This is a genomic window from Roseomonas sp. SRI_022 (assembly GCF_057586215.1).
Map to the genome: position 1 here is coordinate 37,638 of NZ_JBYCZL010000027.1, position 14,045 is coordinate 51,682.

16 protein-coding genes are annotated in these 14,045 nt (G+C 68.9%); 12 read left to right on the forward strand and 4 right to left on the reverse strand.

The genetic code is table 11. The features are described 5' to 3' along the window. Nucleotides 1–86 precede the first annotated feature (86 nt). Nucleotides 87–854, forward strand: a complete 768-nt coding sequence (locus tag AC2YHJ_RS22195; RefSeq protein WP_487398359.1) for a TSUP family transporter — start codon at nt 87–89, stop codon at nt 852–854. On the opposite strand, the gene AC2YHJ_RS22200 is transcribed toward AC2YHJ_RS22195, so the two are convergent. Beyond that, the gene (locus AC2YHJ_RS22200) at nt 841–1,527 is read right to left on the reverse strand and encodes an RraA family protein (protein WP_487398360.1); all 687 of its coding nucleotides are present in this window, start codon (nt 1,525–1,527) and stop codon (nt 841–843) included. The genes AC2YHJ_RS22195 and AC2YHJ_RS22200 overlap by 14 nt on opposite strands. Before the next feature lie 227 nt (nt 1,528–1,754). Here AC2YHJ_RS22200 and atpH point away from each other — a divergent pair, with 227 nt between their 5' ends. The 11 genes from atpH to AC2YHJ_RS22255 all read left to right on the forward strand — a co-directional run bounded on the left by atpH (nt 1,755) and on the right by AC2YHJ_RS22255 (nt 12,221). After that, nucleotides 1,755–2,354, forward strand: coding sequence for an ATP synthase F1 subunit delta (atpH, locus tag AC2YHJ_RS22205; protein WP_487398361.1), 600 nt, complete (start codon nt 1,755–1,757; stop codon nt 2,352–2,354). A 1-nt stretch (nt 2,355) separates the two neighbouring features. Further along, on the forward strand, nt 2,356–3,888 hold the full coding sequence (gene atpA / locus AC2YHJ_RS22210) for a F0F1 ATP synthase subunit alpha (RefSeq protein WP_487398362.1): 1,533 nt from the start codon (nt 2,356–2,358) through the stop codon (nt 3,886–3,888). A 26-nt stretch (nt 3,889–3,914) separates the two neighbouring features. After that, nucleotides 3,915–4,799 (forward strand): F0F1 ATP synthase subunit gamma, encoded by an 885-nt coding sequence (locus AC2YHJ_RS22215; RefSeq protein WP_487398363.1) that lies wholly within the window; start codon nt 3,915–3,917, stop codon nt 4,797–4,799. 16 nt (nt 4,800–4,815) lie between these two features. Beyond that, nucleotides 4,816–6,243, forward strand: a complete 1,428-nt coding sequence (gene atpD, locus AC2YHJ_RS22220) for a F0F1 ATP synthase subunit beta (protein ID WP_487398364.1) — start codon at nt 4,816–4,818, stop codon at nt 6,241–6,243. Nucleotides 6,244–6,436: 193 nt separating this feature from the next. Continuing rightward, entirely contained in the window at nt 6,437–6,847 is a 411-nt protein-coding gene (gene atpC, locus AC2YHJ_RS22225) for an ATP synthase F1 subunit epsilon (protein WP_487398365.1), read from the forward strand. Between the two features lie 215 nt (nt 6,848–7,062). Continuing rightward, a complete protein-coding gene (locus tag AC2YHJ_RS22230) occupies nt 7,063–7,923 on the forward strand; it encodes a ferritin-like domain-containing protein (RefSeq protein WP_487398366.1) in 861 nt (286 codons plus the stop codon). A 378-nt stretch (nt 7,924–8,301) separates the two neighbouring features. After that, the gene (locus AC2YHJ_RS22235; protein ID WP_487398367.1) at nt 8,302–9,432 is read left to right on the forward strand and encodes a type III PLP-dependent enzyme; all 1,131 of its coding nucleotides are present in this window, start codon (nt 8,302–8,304) and stop codon (nt 9,430–9,432) included. Between the two features lie 218 nt (nt 9,433–9,650). Next, nucleotides 9,651–10,121, forward strand: coding sequence for an Lrp/AsnC family transcriptional regulator (locus tag AC2YHJ_RS22240; protein WP_487398368.1), 471 nt, complete (start codon nt 9,651–9,653; stop codon nt 10,119–10,121). Nucleotides 10,122–10,153: 32 nt separating this feature from the next. Then, nucleotides 10,154–10,825, forward strand: a complete 672-nt coding sequence (gene aat, locus AC2YHJ_RS22245) for a leucyl/phenylalanyl-tRNA--protein transferase (protein WP_487398369.1) — start codon at nt 10,154–10,156, stop codon at nt 10,823–10,825. Between the two features lie 71 nt (nt 10,826–10,896). Then, the gene (locus AC2YHJ_RS22250) at nt 10,897–11,355 is read left to right on the forward strand and encodes a carboxymuconolactone decarboxylase family protein (RefSeq protein WP_487398370.1); all 459 of its coding nucleotides are present in this window, start codon (nt 10,897–10,899) and stop codon (nt 11,353–11,355) included. Beyond that, nucleotides 11,355–12,221, forward strand: a complete 867-nt coding sequence (locus AC2YHJ_RS22255) for a sigma-70 family RNA polymerase sigma factor (protein WP_487398371.1) — start codon at nt 11,355–11,357, stop codon at nt 12,219–12,221. The genes AC2YHJ_RS22250 and AC2YHJ_RS22255 overlap by 1 nt, the downstream gene beginning before the upstream one ends. A gap of 135 nt (nt 12,222–12,356) precedes the next feature. Here the strand turns inward: AC2YHJ_RS22255 and AC2YHJ_RS22260 are convergent, their stop codons facing one another. The 3 genes from AC2YHJ_RS22260 to thiS form a co-directional block, all read right to left on the reverse strand. Continuing rightward, entirely contained in the window at nt 12,357–12,791 is a 435-nt protein-coding gene (locus AC2YHJ_RS22260) for a VOC family protein (RefSeq protein WP_487398372.1), read from the reverse strand. Nucleotides 12,792–12,953: 162 nt separating this feature from the next. After that, nucleotides 12,954–13,751, reverse strand: coding sequence for a HisA/HisF-related TIM barrel protein (locus AC2YHJ_RS22265; protein ID WP_487398373.1), 798 nt, complete (start codon nt 13,749–13,751; stop codon nt 12,954–12,956). 4 nt (nt 13,752–13,755) lie between these two features. After that, nucleotides 13,756–13,968: a sulfur carrier protein ThiS gene (gene thiS, locus AC2YHJ_RS22270; protein WP_487398374.1), complete on the reverse strand. Its 213-nt coding sequence runs from the start codon at nt 13,966–13,968 to the stop codon at nt 13,756–13,758. Between the last annotated feature and the right edge of the window lie 77 nt (nt 13,969–14,045).

Here is a 14,045-nt window from a genome sequence, read left to right on the forward strand (position 1 = left end):
GCCCGCGCCAAGTCAGGCGACAACCGCAGCCCGGCCATGTCCGCCGCGCCCTGGACGTGGTGCCCGGGGCGCCGGAGGCTGCAACCATGGAGTATCTGCTGACCCACCTGCCGCCCCTGGGCGCGCTTGCCGGCATCGCCGTGGCGGCGCTGGCCGGCGGCCTGTCGCGGGGCTTCTCCGGCTTCGGCGCGGCGCTGGTCTTCGTGCCGCTGGCGTCCGCCGCCGTCGGGCCGCGCGCCGCGATCCCGGTGCTGGCGCTGCTCGAGACGGTGTCCTGCCTGGTGTTCCTGCCCGGCGCCTGGGCCTATGCGGCCCGGCGGGAGGTCGCGGTGATGGCGGTCGGCGCGATCCTCGCCGTACCGTTGGGCAGCATGGTCCTGGCGCATAGCGACCCGGTGACGCTGCGCTGGGGGCTGACGGGGCTGGTGCTCGCCGCGGTCGCGCTGCTGGCTTCCGGCTGGCGGTATCGCGGGCCGGAGAAGGTGCCGCTGACCCTCGGTGTCGGCGCGCTGGGCGGGGTGATGAGCGGGGCGGCGATGCTGGGAGGCGTGCCGCCGGCAGTCTGGTGGCTGGGGCGCAGCGCCACCGCCCGCGTGCTGCGCGCCAGCATGAACCTGTATTTCGCCATCCTGACGGCGGCCATCGTCGCGGCCTTCGCCTGGCGCGGGCTGTTCGGCTGGAGCGGCCTGTGGCTCGCCCTGGCAGCGGGGCCGGCCTACGCAGCCGGGCTGTGGGGCGGGTCGGCGCTGTTCGGCCTGGCCAGCGAGACCGCCTTCCGCCGCGCCGCCTACGGCCTGATCCTGGCCGCGGCCTTGCTCGGCATGCCGCTGTGGGACCCGCTCACGGGCCGATGATGCGCGCCGAAGCGACGAGCTCGCGGATGCGGTCGGTCTCGGTCAGGCCCGCTTCGACTCGCGCCATGGTCGCGGCTTCCGCCTTGCGGATCGCCTGAAGCCGCTCCAGCACGGCCGCTGCGCGGTCGAGCGGCACCACCACCACCCCATCCGCATCGCCGACGATGATATCCCCGGGCCGGACATGCTGTCCGCCCACCGTGACCGGCGCGCCGACCACTCCTGGGCCGTTCGCGGCGGGGGAGGCAGGATTGATGCCTGCGGCGAACAGCGGCATCCCGGCGGCGACAATGCCGCCGCGGTCGCGCGCCAGCCCATCGGTCACGAAGGCCGCGATGCCCTTGTTCTTCATCATGCCCGCGACGATGTCGCCGACCACCGCCGTGCCGGTGTAGCCGTCATTGGCGACGACGACGACGTCGCCGGGCTGTGCCTCCGCCAGGGCGCCGAAGACGCCCACCACATCCGCCGGGTACGACAGGGCGGTCAGCGCCGGACCGGCGAAGGCCGCATTGTCCGGGTCCATCGGCTTGATCCGGTAATCCAGTGCCCCGCGCCCATCCATCGCATCGGCCAGATGGGACGTCTGGGCGCCGCGAAAAGCCTCGACCAGGGCCGGGTCGGGGCGCCTGTGGCCGCGATGGATGGTCAGCAGCGGCGGATTGTCGAGCATGGCGGATCCCCTGGGTTATGGCCGGGGAGCCTCGCGCGGGGCGGGCGGAGCGTCCAGACGCCATGGGCAGACGGAGCGGAATCGCAACCCGCGGGGCGCGAAATCGCGGTGGGATCGGTTGCGGTGCGGCAATCCCTATGTTATCCGCCCGCCGCCGCTCGGGGGCTTCCTCGCGCGGCCATGTCGTATGCCGCTGCTCCCAACAAGAAACAGGACCGCGATCGCCCGTGGCCGCCGCCGAGACCATCCAGACCGCCTCCTCCGCACCCAAGTCAGGGGGTGCCCCCGTGCGCTATGCGCAGGCGTTGCTCGGCCTTGCCGACGACAAGCGCCAGGCCGACCCCGGCGCGCTCGACCGCATCGCCGCCGATCTCGAGGCCCTGTTCGGCCTGTGGCGTGACGATGCCACCTTCCGCGACTTCGTCGCCGATCCGCGCCTTGACGCGGTGAAGCAGCGCGCCGGCGCCTTCGCCATCCTCGATCGCGCCGGCATTGGCGCCGAGGTACGCAACCTGATCGGCGTGATGATCACCAACCGCCGCCTGTCGCAGCTTCCCGCCGTGGCGCAGGCCTTCGGCGCGCTTCTCGCGGAACGCCGCGGCCAGCAGACGGCCGAGGTTGTGACCGCCCATCCGCTGACGGACACGCAGCGCGCGGCCATCGTCGCCCGGCTGACCGAAGCCGGCCATTCCGGCGTGCGGCTGTCCGAAAGCATCGACACGTCCATTCTTGGTGGGCTGATCGTCCGGATCGGTTCCCGCCTTTACGACAACAGCATCAAATCCAAGCTGCAGCGCCTGCAGTACGCCATGAAGGGGGCCGCCTGATATGGACATCCGTCCCGCGGAAATCTCGGAGATCCTGAAGCAGCAGATCGCCGGGTTCGACGCCGAGGCCAATGTCGCCGAGGTGGGCACCGTGCTGACCGTGGGTGACGGCGTCGCCCGCGTCTATGGCCTGCAGAACGTGATGGCCGGCGAGCTGGTGGAATTCCCCGGCGCCGGACTGCGCGGCATGGCGCTGAACCTCGAAGCCGACAATGTCGGCGTCGTGATCTTCGGCGACGACAAGGGCATCCGCGAAGGCGACACCGTCTCCCGCACCGGCTCGATCGTGGACGTGCCGGTCGGCAAGGGCCTGCTCGGCCGCGTCGTGGACGCGCTCGGCAACCCGATCGACGGCAAGGGCCCGCTGACCGACGTGACGCGCACCCGCGTCGAGGTGAAGGCGCCGGGCATCATTCCCCGCAAGTCGGTGCATGAGCCGATGCAGACGGGCATCAAGGCGATCGACAGCCTGATCCCGATCGGCCGCGGCCAGCGCGAGCTGATCATCGGCGACCGCCAGACCGGCAAGACGGCGGTGATCGTGGACACGATCATCAACCAGAAGCCGATCAACGCGTCGGGCGACGAGTCCAAGAAGCTCTACACCATCTATGTCGCGGTCGGGCAGAAGCGCTCCACCGTCGCCCAGCTGGTGAAGACGCTCGAGGAGAATGGCGCGCTCGAGTATTCGATCATCGTGGCCGCGACGGCGTCCGACCCGGCGCCGATGCAGTTCCTCGCGCCCTATTCGGGCTGCGCGATGGGCGAGTTCTTCCGCGACAACGGCATGCACGCGGTCATCTTCTACGACGACCTGTCCAAGCAGGCCGTCGCCTACCGCCAGATGTCGCTGCTGCTGCGCCGTCCGCCGGGCCGTGAGGCGTATCCGGGCGACGTGTTCTACCTGCACTCGCGCCTGCTTGAGCGCGCGGCGAAGATGAACGACGATTTCGGCGCGGGCTCGCTGACGGCGCTGCCGGTCATCGAGACGCAGGCGGGCGACGTGTCGGCCTACATCCCGACCAACGTCATCTCGATCACCGACGGCCAGATCTTCCTCGAGACCGAGCTGTTCTATAAGGGCATCCGCCCGGCGGTGAACGTCGGCCTGTCGGTGTCGCGCGTCGGTTCCGCCGCGCAGATCAAGGCGATGAAGCAGGTCGCGGGCAAGATCAAGCTCGAGCTCGCCCAGTACCGCGAGATGGCCGCCTTCGCGCAATTCGCCTCGGACCTCGATGCGACGACGCAGGCGCTGCTCGCCCGCGGCGCGCGCCTGACCGAGCTGCTGAAGCAGCCGCAGTACAAGCCGGTTCCGGTCGAGGAGCAGGTGATCTCGCTGTTCGCCGGCACGCGCGGCTATCTGGACCGCATCACGGTCGCCCAGGTCGGCGAGTTCGAGCGCCGCCTGCTGGCCGACCTCAAGGTGCGCGAGCCGGGCATCGTCGAGGCGATCCGCAACGACCGCGAGATCAAGAAGCCGACCGAGGACAAGCTGGTGGCGTTCCTCGACGCCTTCGCCAAGTCCTTCGGCTGATACGGGCAGGTCGCGGAGAGCCATAGATGGCGAGCCTCAAGGCCCTGCGCATGCGGATCAACAGCGTGAAATCCACGCGCAAGATCACGCAGGCAATGAAGATGGTGGCGGCGGCGAAGCTGCGGCGTGCGCAGCAGCGCGCCGAGGCCGCGCGCCCCTATGCCGAGCGAATGGAGCGCATGCTCGCTTCCCTCGGCGCTGCGGTGGCGGGACAGCCGGACGCGCCGCGTCTGCTGGTCGGTACCGGCGGCGATTCCGTGCACCTGCTGGTGGTGGTCAGTGGCGATCGCGGCCTGGCCGGCGCCTTCAACACCAATGTGGGCCGCTTCGCGCGCACCCGCATCCGGGAGCTTGAGGGCCAGGGCAAGACGGTGAAGATCCTCGCCGTCGGCCGCAAGGGCGCGACCTTCCTGAAGCGGGAATTCGCCTCGCGCTTCCTGGGCGAGATCTCCTTCGCCGGGAAGAAGGTCGTCGGTTTCGATGACGCGGCCGAGATCGCGGCTCAGATCACCGAGCTGCTGGAAGACGGCGCCTTCGACGTCTGCTCGCTGGTGTACAACCGCTTCCGCAACGTGATCACGCAGGTTCCCTCGGAACAGCAGCTGATCCCCGGCGCGGTGCCGGAGCAGGCCGAAGGCGAGGCCGCCGGCCCGCAGGCTCTCTATGAATACGAGCCGGCCGAGGACGAGATCCTCGCCGCGCTGCTGCCGCAGAACCTTGCCGTGCAGATCTACCGCGCGATCCTGGAGACCAACGCCGGCTTCTACGGAAGCCAGATGACGGCGATGGACAACGCCACGCGCAATGCCGGCGAGATGATCAACAAGCTTACCCTCAACTACAACCGCACACGCCAGGCCAACATCACCAAGGAGCTGATCGAGATCATCTCCGGTGCCGAAGCCGTTTGAGCAGGGACACAGCACGATGAAGAACAACGTCGGCAAGGTCACGCAGGTGCTGGGCGCCGTCGTGGACGTGCAGTTCCCGCAGGACCTGCCCAACATCCTGAACGCGCTGCACACCAAGGTCGAGGACCGCACGCTGGTGCTCGAAGTGGCGCAGCACCTCGGCGAGCGCACGGTGCGCTGCATCGCCATGGACACCACGGACGGCCTGGTTCGCGGGACCGAGGTGGTGGACACCGGCGCGGGCATCATGGTGCCGGTCGGCCCGGCGACGCTCGGGCGCATCCTGAACGTCATCGGCGAGCCGATCGACGAGCGCGGCCCGGTGCATGCTGAGAAGTCCTACACCATCCACCGCGATGCGCCGTCCTTCGATGAGCAGGCGACCTCCGCCGAGATCCTCGTCACCGGCATCAAGGTCATCGACCTGCTCGCCCCGTACCTGAAGGGCGGCAAGATCGGCCTGTTCGGCGGCGCCGGCGTCGGCAAGACCGTGACCATCCAGGAGCTGATCAACAACGTCGCCAAGGCGCATGGCGGCGTGTCCGTCTTCGCCGGCGTGGGCGAGCGTACCCGCGAGGGCAACGACCTCTACCACGAGATGTGCGACGCCGGCGTCATCAAGCTCGGCGAAGGCACCACCGAAGGGTCCAAGGTGGCCCTGGTGTATGGCCAGATGAACGAGCCGCCGGGCGCCCGCGCGCGCGTTGCGCTGTCGGGCCTGTCCATCGCGGAATACTTCCGCGACGAGCAGGGCCAGGACGTGCTGTTCTTCATCGACAACATCTTCCGCTTCACTCAGGCGGGCGCGGAAGTGTCCGCGCTGCTCGGCCGCATCCCCTCGGCGGTGGGCTATCAGCCGACGCTCGCCACCGACATGGGCGCGCTGCAGGAACGCATCACCTCCACGAAGAAGGGCTCGATCACCTCGGTTCAGGCGATCTACGTGCCCGCCGACGACCTGACCGACCCGGCGCCGGCGACCTCCTTCGCGCACCTTGACGCGACGACGGTGCTCAACCGTTCGATCGCCGAGCTAGGCATCTTCCCGGCGGTGGACCCGCTCGACTCCACGAGCCGCGCGATGGACCCGCGCATCGTGGGCGAGGAGCACTACAACACCGCCCGCGAAGTGCAGAAGATCCTGCAGACCTACAAGTCGCTGCAGGACATCATCGCCATCCTTGGCATGGACGAGCTGTCGGAAGAGGACAAGCTGGTTGTGGCGCGCGCGCGCAAGATCCAGCGCTTCCTCTCGCAGCCCTTCCATGTCGCGGAAGTCTTCACCGGCTCCCCGGGCGTCTTCGTGAAGCTCGAGGACACGATCCGGTCCTTCGCCGCCATCTGCAAGGGCGAGTTCGACCACCTGCCGGAAGCCGCCTTCTACATGGTCGGCACGATTGAAGACGCCGCCAAGAAGGCAGAAGGACTGAAGGCTGCCGCGTGAGCGGCGTCTTCTTTAGTTGACCCTCAGACGCCGGGCGGCGGCCATCCGGCCGCCTTGGCTTCCGCCGCATCGCTGGCGCGCCTGGGGGTAAGTCTTATGGGCGGCGCCGGCCGCTGTGCGGCCGGATCCTCCAAGGGCGGTGCCCGGTTTGCGCGGGCCCACCTGTTACACAGTAGGTTCGGGAGCGTTTGCGATGGCCACCTTCCAGCTCGAATTCGTCTCCCCCGAGAAGCTGCTGCTCTCGCGTCCGGTGGAGATGGCCGTGCTGCCCGCCGCCGAAGGCGAGATGGGCGTGCTGCCCGGCCATGCGCCGATGATCGTCGCGCTGCGCGGCGGGGTGATCTCCGTCCGTGAGAACGGGCAGGAAACCGAGAAGCTCTATGTCGCCGGCGGCTTCGCCGAGGTGACGCCGACCCGCGTCACCATCCTCGCCGATGAAGCGACGCCGGTCGCCTCGCTGTCCCGCGGCGATGCCGAGGCGCGCATCGCCGAATGCGAGAAGGTGCTCGCCGAGGCCCAGGATGCAACCCCCGAGAAGCGCGACGCCGCCATGGCCCGCCTGCTCGCGGCCCGGGCCATGCTGGCCGCCGCCCAGGCGGCCTGACGCGGCCGCCGGTGCCGATGCCGGCACCGTGATTCGGGTGGCGCGGTTTCGCCACGCCGCTGGCATATTTCCCTGCGAAGGCCAGTGCGAGGCGTCGGGCATTGCCTGGCGCCTCGAACGGTTTGTGACAGGCCGTCTTGAAACTGGTATGGCCCGGACCAGAATGCCGTGACGGCATTCCGCTCCGTCCCGATCCACCCGCGCGCGAGGTAGGCATGAAGCACTGGCATATCGACGAGGTGGGTTGGGACAAGTTCGATCCCTCGAAGGTCGATCCGCAGATCATCCCGCTGGTGAAGGCGGCGGCGATGGTGGAGCGCAACGCCGCCGACTACGTGACCTATCTGACCCGCGTCTTCGTCGACGACCCCGATTTCCGCGCCGCGGCCGAACATTGGGGCGTGGAGGAAACCCAGCATGGCGATGCCCTGGGGCGCTGGGGCGAGATCGCCGATCCCGGCTGGAACTTCCAGGCGGCCTTCGCGCGCTACCGCGCCGGCTACAAGATCCAGCTCGATGCCGATGCCTCGATCCGCGGGTCCCGAACCGGGGAACTGATCGCGCGCTGCATGGTGGAGACGGGGACCTCCTCCTACTATTCGGCCCTTGGCGACTCGACCGACGAGCCCGCGCTGAAGCAGGTCTGCCGGCTGATCGCGGCGGATGAATACCGCCACTTCAAGCTGTTCTACGACCACATGAAGCGCTACCTGGCGCGCGAGAACCTGTCCTTCCCGAAGCGGCTGCGCATCGCGCTCGGCCGCATCGGGGAAAGCGAGGACGATGAGCTCGCCTACGCCTTCCATTGCGGCAATGAGGGCGAGGACGTGCCCTACAACCATGACCGCTGCATCAGCGGCTACATGGGCCGGGCCATGGGCTTCTACCGCTTCCGCCATATCGAACGCGCGATGGGCATGATCTTCAAGACGGTCGGCCTGGAACCGCGCGGGCGTATGTCGGACATCGCCGCGAAGGGCGCCTGGCGGCTGCTGTGCTGGCGGCGGGACCGCTACCAGCAGGCGCTGCGCCGCGCGGCGAACGAGAATGCGGGCGCGCAGGCCGAGGCGGCCTGATTGGCACCCCGCATGAACGACCGGCAAGGTTCCTGCGAATCGTAGCCCCTGCGGGTCGAAACACCCGGCGCCTCGCAACTCCCCTGGCCGCTTTCCGGGCATCACGCCGGGTTTGAGAAAAAAATTCGGCCCCGCCGGATTTTTCGCTTTGCGGCCGATCGCGCCGGTCCTATATGCGCGTCCCTAGACGCAGTACGCACGTGCCTCTGGCCCCCGGCCGTCCCGGCCAAAGGGTTTACGCAACGACGTCAAGCGTTCTGGCAACCCCGTCCGGTGGCATCCGGGCGGCCCACTTTGGTCGCTGGTTCGTTCGACCGTTTCGTCAACCTTGGGTCGTCGCCGTGACAGGCGACCCACCGGAGCCTGGAGTGTGCGGCGATGACGCCGAAGATCGCTGAGTACCTGCGCGAATCCGTGCCCGCGACGCCGTGCCTCGTGGTCGATGTGGATCGCGTCGAGCAGAATTATCGCCGCTTGAATGAGGTGCTGCCGCTCGCGCGCATCTATTACGCGGTGAAGGCCAATCCGGCCGCGCCGATCCTTGAGCGCCTGACCGGCCTCGGTTCCTCCTTCGACGCTGCGTCGTGGGAGGAGATCGAGGCGTGCCTCGCTGCCGGGGCGGCGCCGTCGGCGATCTCCTACGGCAACACGATCAAGAAGGTCTCGGCCATCAAGGCTGCGCATGAGGCCGGCGTGACCATGTTCGCCTTCGACAGCGAGCCGGAGCTGCTGAAGATCGCGAAGCACGCCCCGGGCGCGCGCGTCTATTGCCGCATCCTGGTCGAGAACAAGGGCGCCGAATGGCCGCTCAGCCGCAAGTTCGGCTGCGAGCTGGACATGGCGCGCGACCTGATGGTGCAGGCCCGCGAGCTCGGCCTCGATCCCTATGGCATCTCCTTCCATGTCGGCAGCCAGCAGACCAGCACGGCCGCCCATGAAGGGGCGATCGCGCGCGTCGCCATGCTGTTCACCGACCTCAAGGATGCCGGCGTGAAGCTGCGCATGGTGAATCTCGGCGGCGGCTACCCGGTGCGCTACCGCGCCGAGGTGCCCGGCATCGATGATTTCGGCATGGCGATCATGGGTGCGATGACCCGGCATTTCGGCAACGACCTGCCGGAGATGCTGATCGAGCCGGGCCGCTTCATGGTGGGCGATGCCGGCGTGGTCAGCGCCGAGGTCGTGCTCGTCTCCCGCAAGGGCAAGGACGATCCGGTGCGCTGGGTCTATCTCGACATCGGGCGCTTCGGCGGCCTGGCCGAGACCGAGGGCGAGGCGATCAAATACACCTTCCGCACGCCGCATGACGGCGGCGCGGATGGCCCCGTGACCATTGCCGGGCCGACCTGCGACAGCACCGACACGCTGTACGAGAAGTCGAACTACCGGCTGCCGTTGGCGCTCGAAAGCGGGGACCGGGTCGAACTGCTGGCGACCGGGGCCTATGTCACGAGCTACGCGTCGCAGAACTTCAACGGATTTCGGCCGCTGGCCGAATATTATATCTGACCCTCAGACGGCGGGCGGCGGCCATCCGGCCGGCTTGCCTTCGCGCCATGCACTGCCGCGCTGGCGGCGGATGACAGTCTGGGCGCGGTCGCGCCGTGCGCTCCTGGCCCGAGGCGAATGCCTCGGGCCACGTTGATTCTGGCGTGCGGGAACCGTCAGTAAAACCCCGCGCCCGATTTCGCGTTTCATTCCGCCACGTCGCCGGATAGGATGCGGTCATGGACAGCATAGACCGGAACATCCTGGTCGCGCTGCAGCACGACGGTGCGGCGGGGCTGGCGGAACTCGCCAAGGTCGCCGGCCTGTCGGTCTCCGCCACGGCGGAACGCGTCAAGCGGCTGGAGGAACGCGGCACGATTCGCGGCTGGCGGGCGGATCTCGACCCCGCCGCGGTGGGCTGCCCGCTGCTCGCCTGGGTCTTTGTGGCACTCCGCGCGGGCGCGCAGGATCCGAAGTTCCGCGAATCGGTACTGCCGCTGGAGCACGTGCTGGAATGCCACGCCGTGTCCGGCCCCTGGTCCTACATGCTGAAGCTGCGCGCCGCCGGGCTACGCGAACTGGAAACCTTCGTCGCCCAGGATATCCGCCGCCGCGCCGGGGTGGAGCGGACCGAGACCGTCATCGCCCTGCTGACGGCCAAGGAAACCGCCATGCTGCCAGTCGCCCCGCCCGACGACGACGAGGAGTGACGCGTGCCGCGCTGCTGGTGCAGGCTTCGTCCATGAGCCGCCGGCAGCTTGAGGTGACACCCGACCTGGTGCTCCGTGCCTATGCCGCCGGGGTCTTCCCGATGGCCGAAAGCCGCGGGTCGGACCGCATGTACTGGCTGGACCCGGCGCTGCGCGGCGTGCTGCCGCTCGATGCCGGCTTCCATCTGTCGCGGCGGCTGCGCCGCACCGCCCTGTCCGGGCGTTTCACCGTGACCGCTGACCGCGACTTCGCCGGTGCCATTCGCGGCTGCGCCGAACCCGCGCCGGGCCGCGCCGACACCTGGATCAACGAGGAGATCGAGCGGCTGTTCCTCGACCTCCACCGCCGGGGCTACGCCCATTCGGTCGAAACCTGGTTCGATGGCCGGCTGGTCGGCGGCCTCTACGGCGTCGCCCTGGGTGGGGCTTTCTTCGGGGAGAGCATGTTCTCCCGCGTCACCGACGCGTCGAAGGTCGCGCTGGTGCATCTGGTCGCGCGGCTGCGCCTGGGCGGCTACGTGCTGTGCGACACGCAATTCCTGACGACCCACCTGGCGCGCTTCGGCGCGGTCGAGATCCCGAAGGCCGAGTACAAGGCCCGGTTGGCCGCAGCACTTGAGGTCCCGGCCCGCTGGCAGCCCGAATGGCCGGCCGAGCGCATCGAGGCCGAGATCAGAGGCCTGCGCGCTGCCGGTACGGAATAATCGTCGCGCCATGTCACAGGGGCGGTGGCTGCCTCGTCCTGCTTCCGAACCCCGGATGCAGGAGAGCACCGATGACCACCCGACTGAACCATTGGACCGTGGCCCCCAAGGTGATGCAGGCCATGCTGGCGCTGGAAAAGGCATCCCGCAGCAACGGCCTGGAGCCGTCCCTGCTGGAACTGGTGAAGACCCGCGCCTCCCAGATCAACCGCTGTGCCTTCTGCCTGGACATGCACACCCGTGAAGCCCGCGCGGCGGGGGAGACGGAGGAGCGGCTCTACATGCTCTCGGCCTGGGAGGAAGCGACCTGCTACACCCCGCGGGAGCGGGCGGCGCTGGCGTGGACCGACGCGCTGACGCTGCTGGCCGCGACTGGCGCCCCCGATTCGGCGCATGCGGCGCTGGCGGCGGAGTTTAGCCCGGAGGAACAGGTGGCGCTGACATTGGCGATCGTGACCATCAATGGCTGGAACCGCTTCGCCGTCGGCTTCCGGGCCGAACCGGCGCGCGGCGGCAAGGTCGCGGCCTGATGTCGGGCGCCGCCGCCGGGGCCGAGGCCTTCGTCGCCCTGCGTCCCCGGCTGCGGGCGTTGGCCTACCGCTTCCTCGGCTCGGTTGCCGATGCCGAGGATGTGGTCCAGGCCGCCTGGCTGCGCTGGGAGGGATCGGATCGTGATGCCGTCGAGGATGCCGAGGGGTATCTGCTGCGGATCGTCGCGCGGCTCTGTCTTGATGAGCTGAAATCGGCGCGGCGCAAGCGGGAGACCTATATCGGCCCCTGGCTGCCCGAGCCGGTGGTCGAGACCGACCCGCTCGCCGGACGCGCGGCGGCGGAGGAAGTGTCGGTCGCGCTGATGCTCGCGCTGGAGCGGCTGTCCCCGCTGGAGCGCGCCGCCTTCCTGCTGCACGACGTGTTCGGTTCGGGCTTCGAGGACGTGGCGGCCACGCTCGGGCGGACGCCCGCGGCGGTGCGGCAGCTCGCCGCCCGCGCACGGGCCCATGTGCAGGAGGCGCGACCGCGCTTTCCCGTGACGCCTGAGGAAGGCCAGCGCATTGCCGGCGCCTTCCGCGCGGCGATCGAGACCGGCGACGCGGCGGCCCTTGGCCGGCTGCTGGCCGAGGGCGCGGTGCTGCGCACGGATGGCGGCGGGGTGGTCTCGGCGGCGATCAACCCGGTGCTGGGTCGCGACCGCGTCGCGCGGTTCTTCGCCGGTCTGGCGCGCAAGGCACGGCTGGGGCGGGTGCACGAGATGGCCTGGATCAACGGGCTGCCAGGCTATGTCACGCGTTTCGACGATGGGTCGGTGCAGACGACGGCGCTGGAGGTCGAGGCGGGGCTGATCCGGGCGGTCTATGTGGTACGGAATCCGGAGAAGCTGCGGGGGTTGCTGGCGTGAAAGGTTGGAGGGGCGCCGCCCCTCCAAACCACCCCGCCAAAGGCCGAAAGGCCTTTGGAAACCGTTACTTGGCGCTATGCGGTGGGTGTGGGGCACGGAGTGCGGCTGGTCGCGCCGCGCCCCACTTCTCCGACCCTAGTGCCATTCGGCCAACTCGATCGTGACCCCTTCCGGGCCATCGATGAAGACCAGCTTGCGTTTGTGGAAGTCCATGATCTCGTTGCGCGTGTGGAAGCCGAGCGCCTTCAGCTTCGCCACCTCCGCCGCGACATCGTCCACGGCGAAGCAGATGTGGTTCATGCCAAGCTTGTTCAGGTCGCGAATGTGCGGATCGGGCAGGGGATCCGGAGACAGGTAATGCAGCAACTGGATCTCGGTGCGCGGTGATGCGCCGTCCAGGACCAGTGTCACGTGATCCGCCCTGATGCCGGGGACACCCATGTAGGAGGCGAAGGGCTCCCCTTCGATGACCACGGATTGGGCCTCGCTGAAGCCCAGCGCCGCGAAGAAGGCCTTCGCCTGCGTCAGATCCCGCACCACGATGGTGAGGTGGTCGAAGTGCCGCAGCATGTGGCGTCACCCCTCTTGTTGCGGCTCCGTTCTAACGAAGCAGCCGGCAACAAGGCAACGCCAGCCCGCCGCGATCGAGCGTCTCCGCCGCGCCGCGCGCCAGCCCAACAGACAGAAAAAGGAGGGGGTTCGGGGGAGTTCTCTCCCCCGACCTTTGCGGCCCTACCGGATCAGCCCTGTCATCGGGCTCGACGCATCCGCGCTGTAGTTCCACGGCATCCGCCCCGCCAGGAAGGCGCCCCGTCCGGCCTCCACCGCCGCCTTCATCGCGACCGCCATCCGCACCGGGTCCTTGGCATGCGCGATCGCCGAGTTCAGCAGCACCGCATCACAGCCCAGTTCCATGGCCTTTGCCGCATCCGACGCCGTGCCGATCCCGGCATCGACCAGCACCGGCACCTTCGCGTTCTGCTTGATGGAACGGATCATGAAGGGGTTGGTCAGCCCCAGCCCCGAGCCGATCGGCGCACCGAGCGGCATGATCGCCACGCAGCCGAGGTCTTCGAGCTTCTTCGCCGCGACCGGGTCGTCGGCGCAATAGACCATCACCTCGAAGCCATCGGCGATCAGCGCCTTGGCGGCCTCGAAGGTGCCTTCCATGTCCGGGTACAGGTAGGGCGGCGGGCCGAGGACCTCGAGCTTCACCAGGTTCCACCCGCCCGCCTCGCGCGCCAGGCGCAGCGTGCGCACCGCCTCGTTCGCCGTGTGGCAGCCGGCGGTGTTGGGCAGGTAGGTGTAGTCCTTGGGCGAGACGAAATCCTGCAGCATCGGCGCGTTCGGGTCGGACAGGTTCACCCGCCGCACCGCGACCGTGACGATCTCCGCTCCTGATGCCGCGATCGCCGCGGCGGTCTCCTCGAGCGACTTGTACTTGCCGGTTCCGACGATCAGGCGGGAGCGGAAGCGGCGGCCCGCCACCTCCCAGGTGTCATCGCCCGTCGTGGCGGGGGTTCCGTCCATGGCTTCAGCCTCCGCCGATGAAATGCACGATCTCGAGCCGGTCGCCGGCGGCGAGCGCGACCTCGGGATAGGTCGAGCGCGGGACGATTTCCTCGTTCCGCTCGACCGCGACCTTGCGGGTGTCGAGCCCGATGGCGCGCAGCAGGGCGGCGAGGCTTTCACCCGCCGCGACCTCCCGCGTTTCGCCGTTCACTGTGATGGCTATGGTCTTGGACATGCTGGGCGGAATGTGGCGAAGGGCAGGGGCCGCGGCAAGCCGGGGGCCTGCATGGCTGGCGTGCCCCGCCGCTTGCC

What these genes read in the sequence shown, in the direction of transcription:
- AC2YHJ_RS22260 (WP_487398372.1), bottom strand. Translation starts at nt 12,791, where the DNA reads ATGCTGCGGCACTTCGACCACCTCACCATCGTGGTGCGGGATCTGACG.
- AC2YHJ_RS22255 (WP_487398371.1), top strand. Translation starts at nt 11,355, where the DNA reads ATGTCGGGCGCCGCCGCCGGGGCCGAGGCCTTCGTCGCCCTGCGTCCC.
- AC2YHJ_RS22265 (WP_487398373.1), bottom strand. Translation starts at nt 13,751, where the DNA reads ATGGACGGAACCCCCGCCACGACGGGCGATGACACCTGGGAGGTGGCG.
- AC2YHJ_RS22200 (WP_487398360.1), bottom strand. Translation starts at nt 1,527, where the DNA reads ATGCTCGACAATCCGCCGCTGCTGACCATCCATCGCGGCCACAGGCGC.
- AC2YHJ_RS22195 (WP_487398359.1), top strand. Translation starts at nt 87, where the DNA reads ATGGAGTATCTGCTGACCCACCTGCCGCCCCTGGGCGCGCTTGCCGGC.
- atpC (WP_487398365.1), top strand. Translation starts at nt 6,437, where the DNA reads ATGGCCACCTTCCAGCTCGAATTCGTCTCCCCCGAGAAGCTGCTGCTC.
- aat (WP_487398369.1), top strand. Translation starts at nt 10,154, where the DNA reads ATGAGCCGCCGGCAGCTTGAGGTGACACCCGACCTGGTGCTCCGTGCC.
- AC2YHJ_RS22250 (WP_487398370.1), top strand. Translation starts at nt 10,897, where the DNA reads ATGACCACCCGACTGAACCATTGGACCGTGGCCCCCAAGGTGATGCAG.
- AC2YHJ_RS22235 (WP_487398367.1), top strand. Translation starts at nt 8,302, where the DNA reads ATGACGCCGAAGATCGCTGAGTACCTGCGCGAATCCGTGCCCGCGACG.
- AC2YHJ_RS22230 (WP_487398366.1), top strand. Translation starts at nt 7,063, where the DNA reads ATGAAGCACTGGCATATCGACGAGGTGGGTTGGGACAAGTTCGATCCC.
- atpD (WP_487398364.1), top strand. Translation starts at nt 4,816, where the DNA reads ATGAAGAACAACGTCGGCAAGGTCACGCAGGTGCTGGGCGCCGTCGTG.
- atpA (WP_487398362.1), top strand. Translation starts at nt 2,356, where the DNA reads ATGGACATCCGTCCCGCGGAAATCTCGGAGATCCTGAAGCAGCAGATC.
- AC2YHJ_RS22240 (WP_487398368.1), top strand. Translation starts at nt 9,651, where the DNA reads ATGGACAGCATAGACCGGAACATCCTGGTCGCGCTGCAGCACGACGGT.
- thiS (WP_487398374.1), bottom strand. Translation starts at nt 13,968, where the DNA reads ATGTCCAAGACCATAGCCATCACAGTGAACGGCGAAACGCGGGAGGTC.
- AC2YHJ_RS22215 (WP_487398363.1), top strand. Translation starts at nt 3,915, where the DNA reads ATGGCGAGCCTCAAGGCCCTGCGCATGCGGATCAACAGCGTGAAATCC.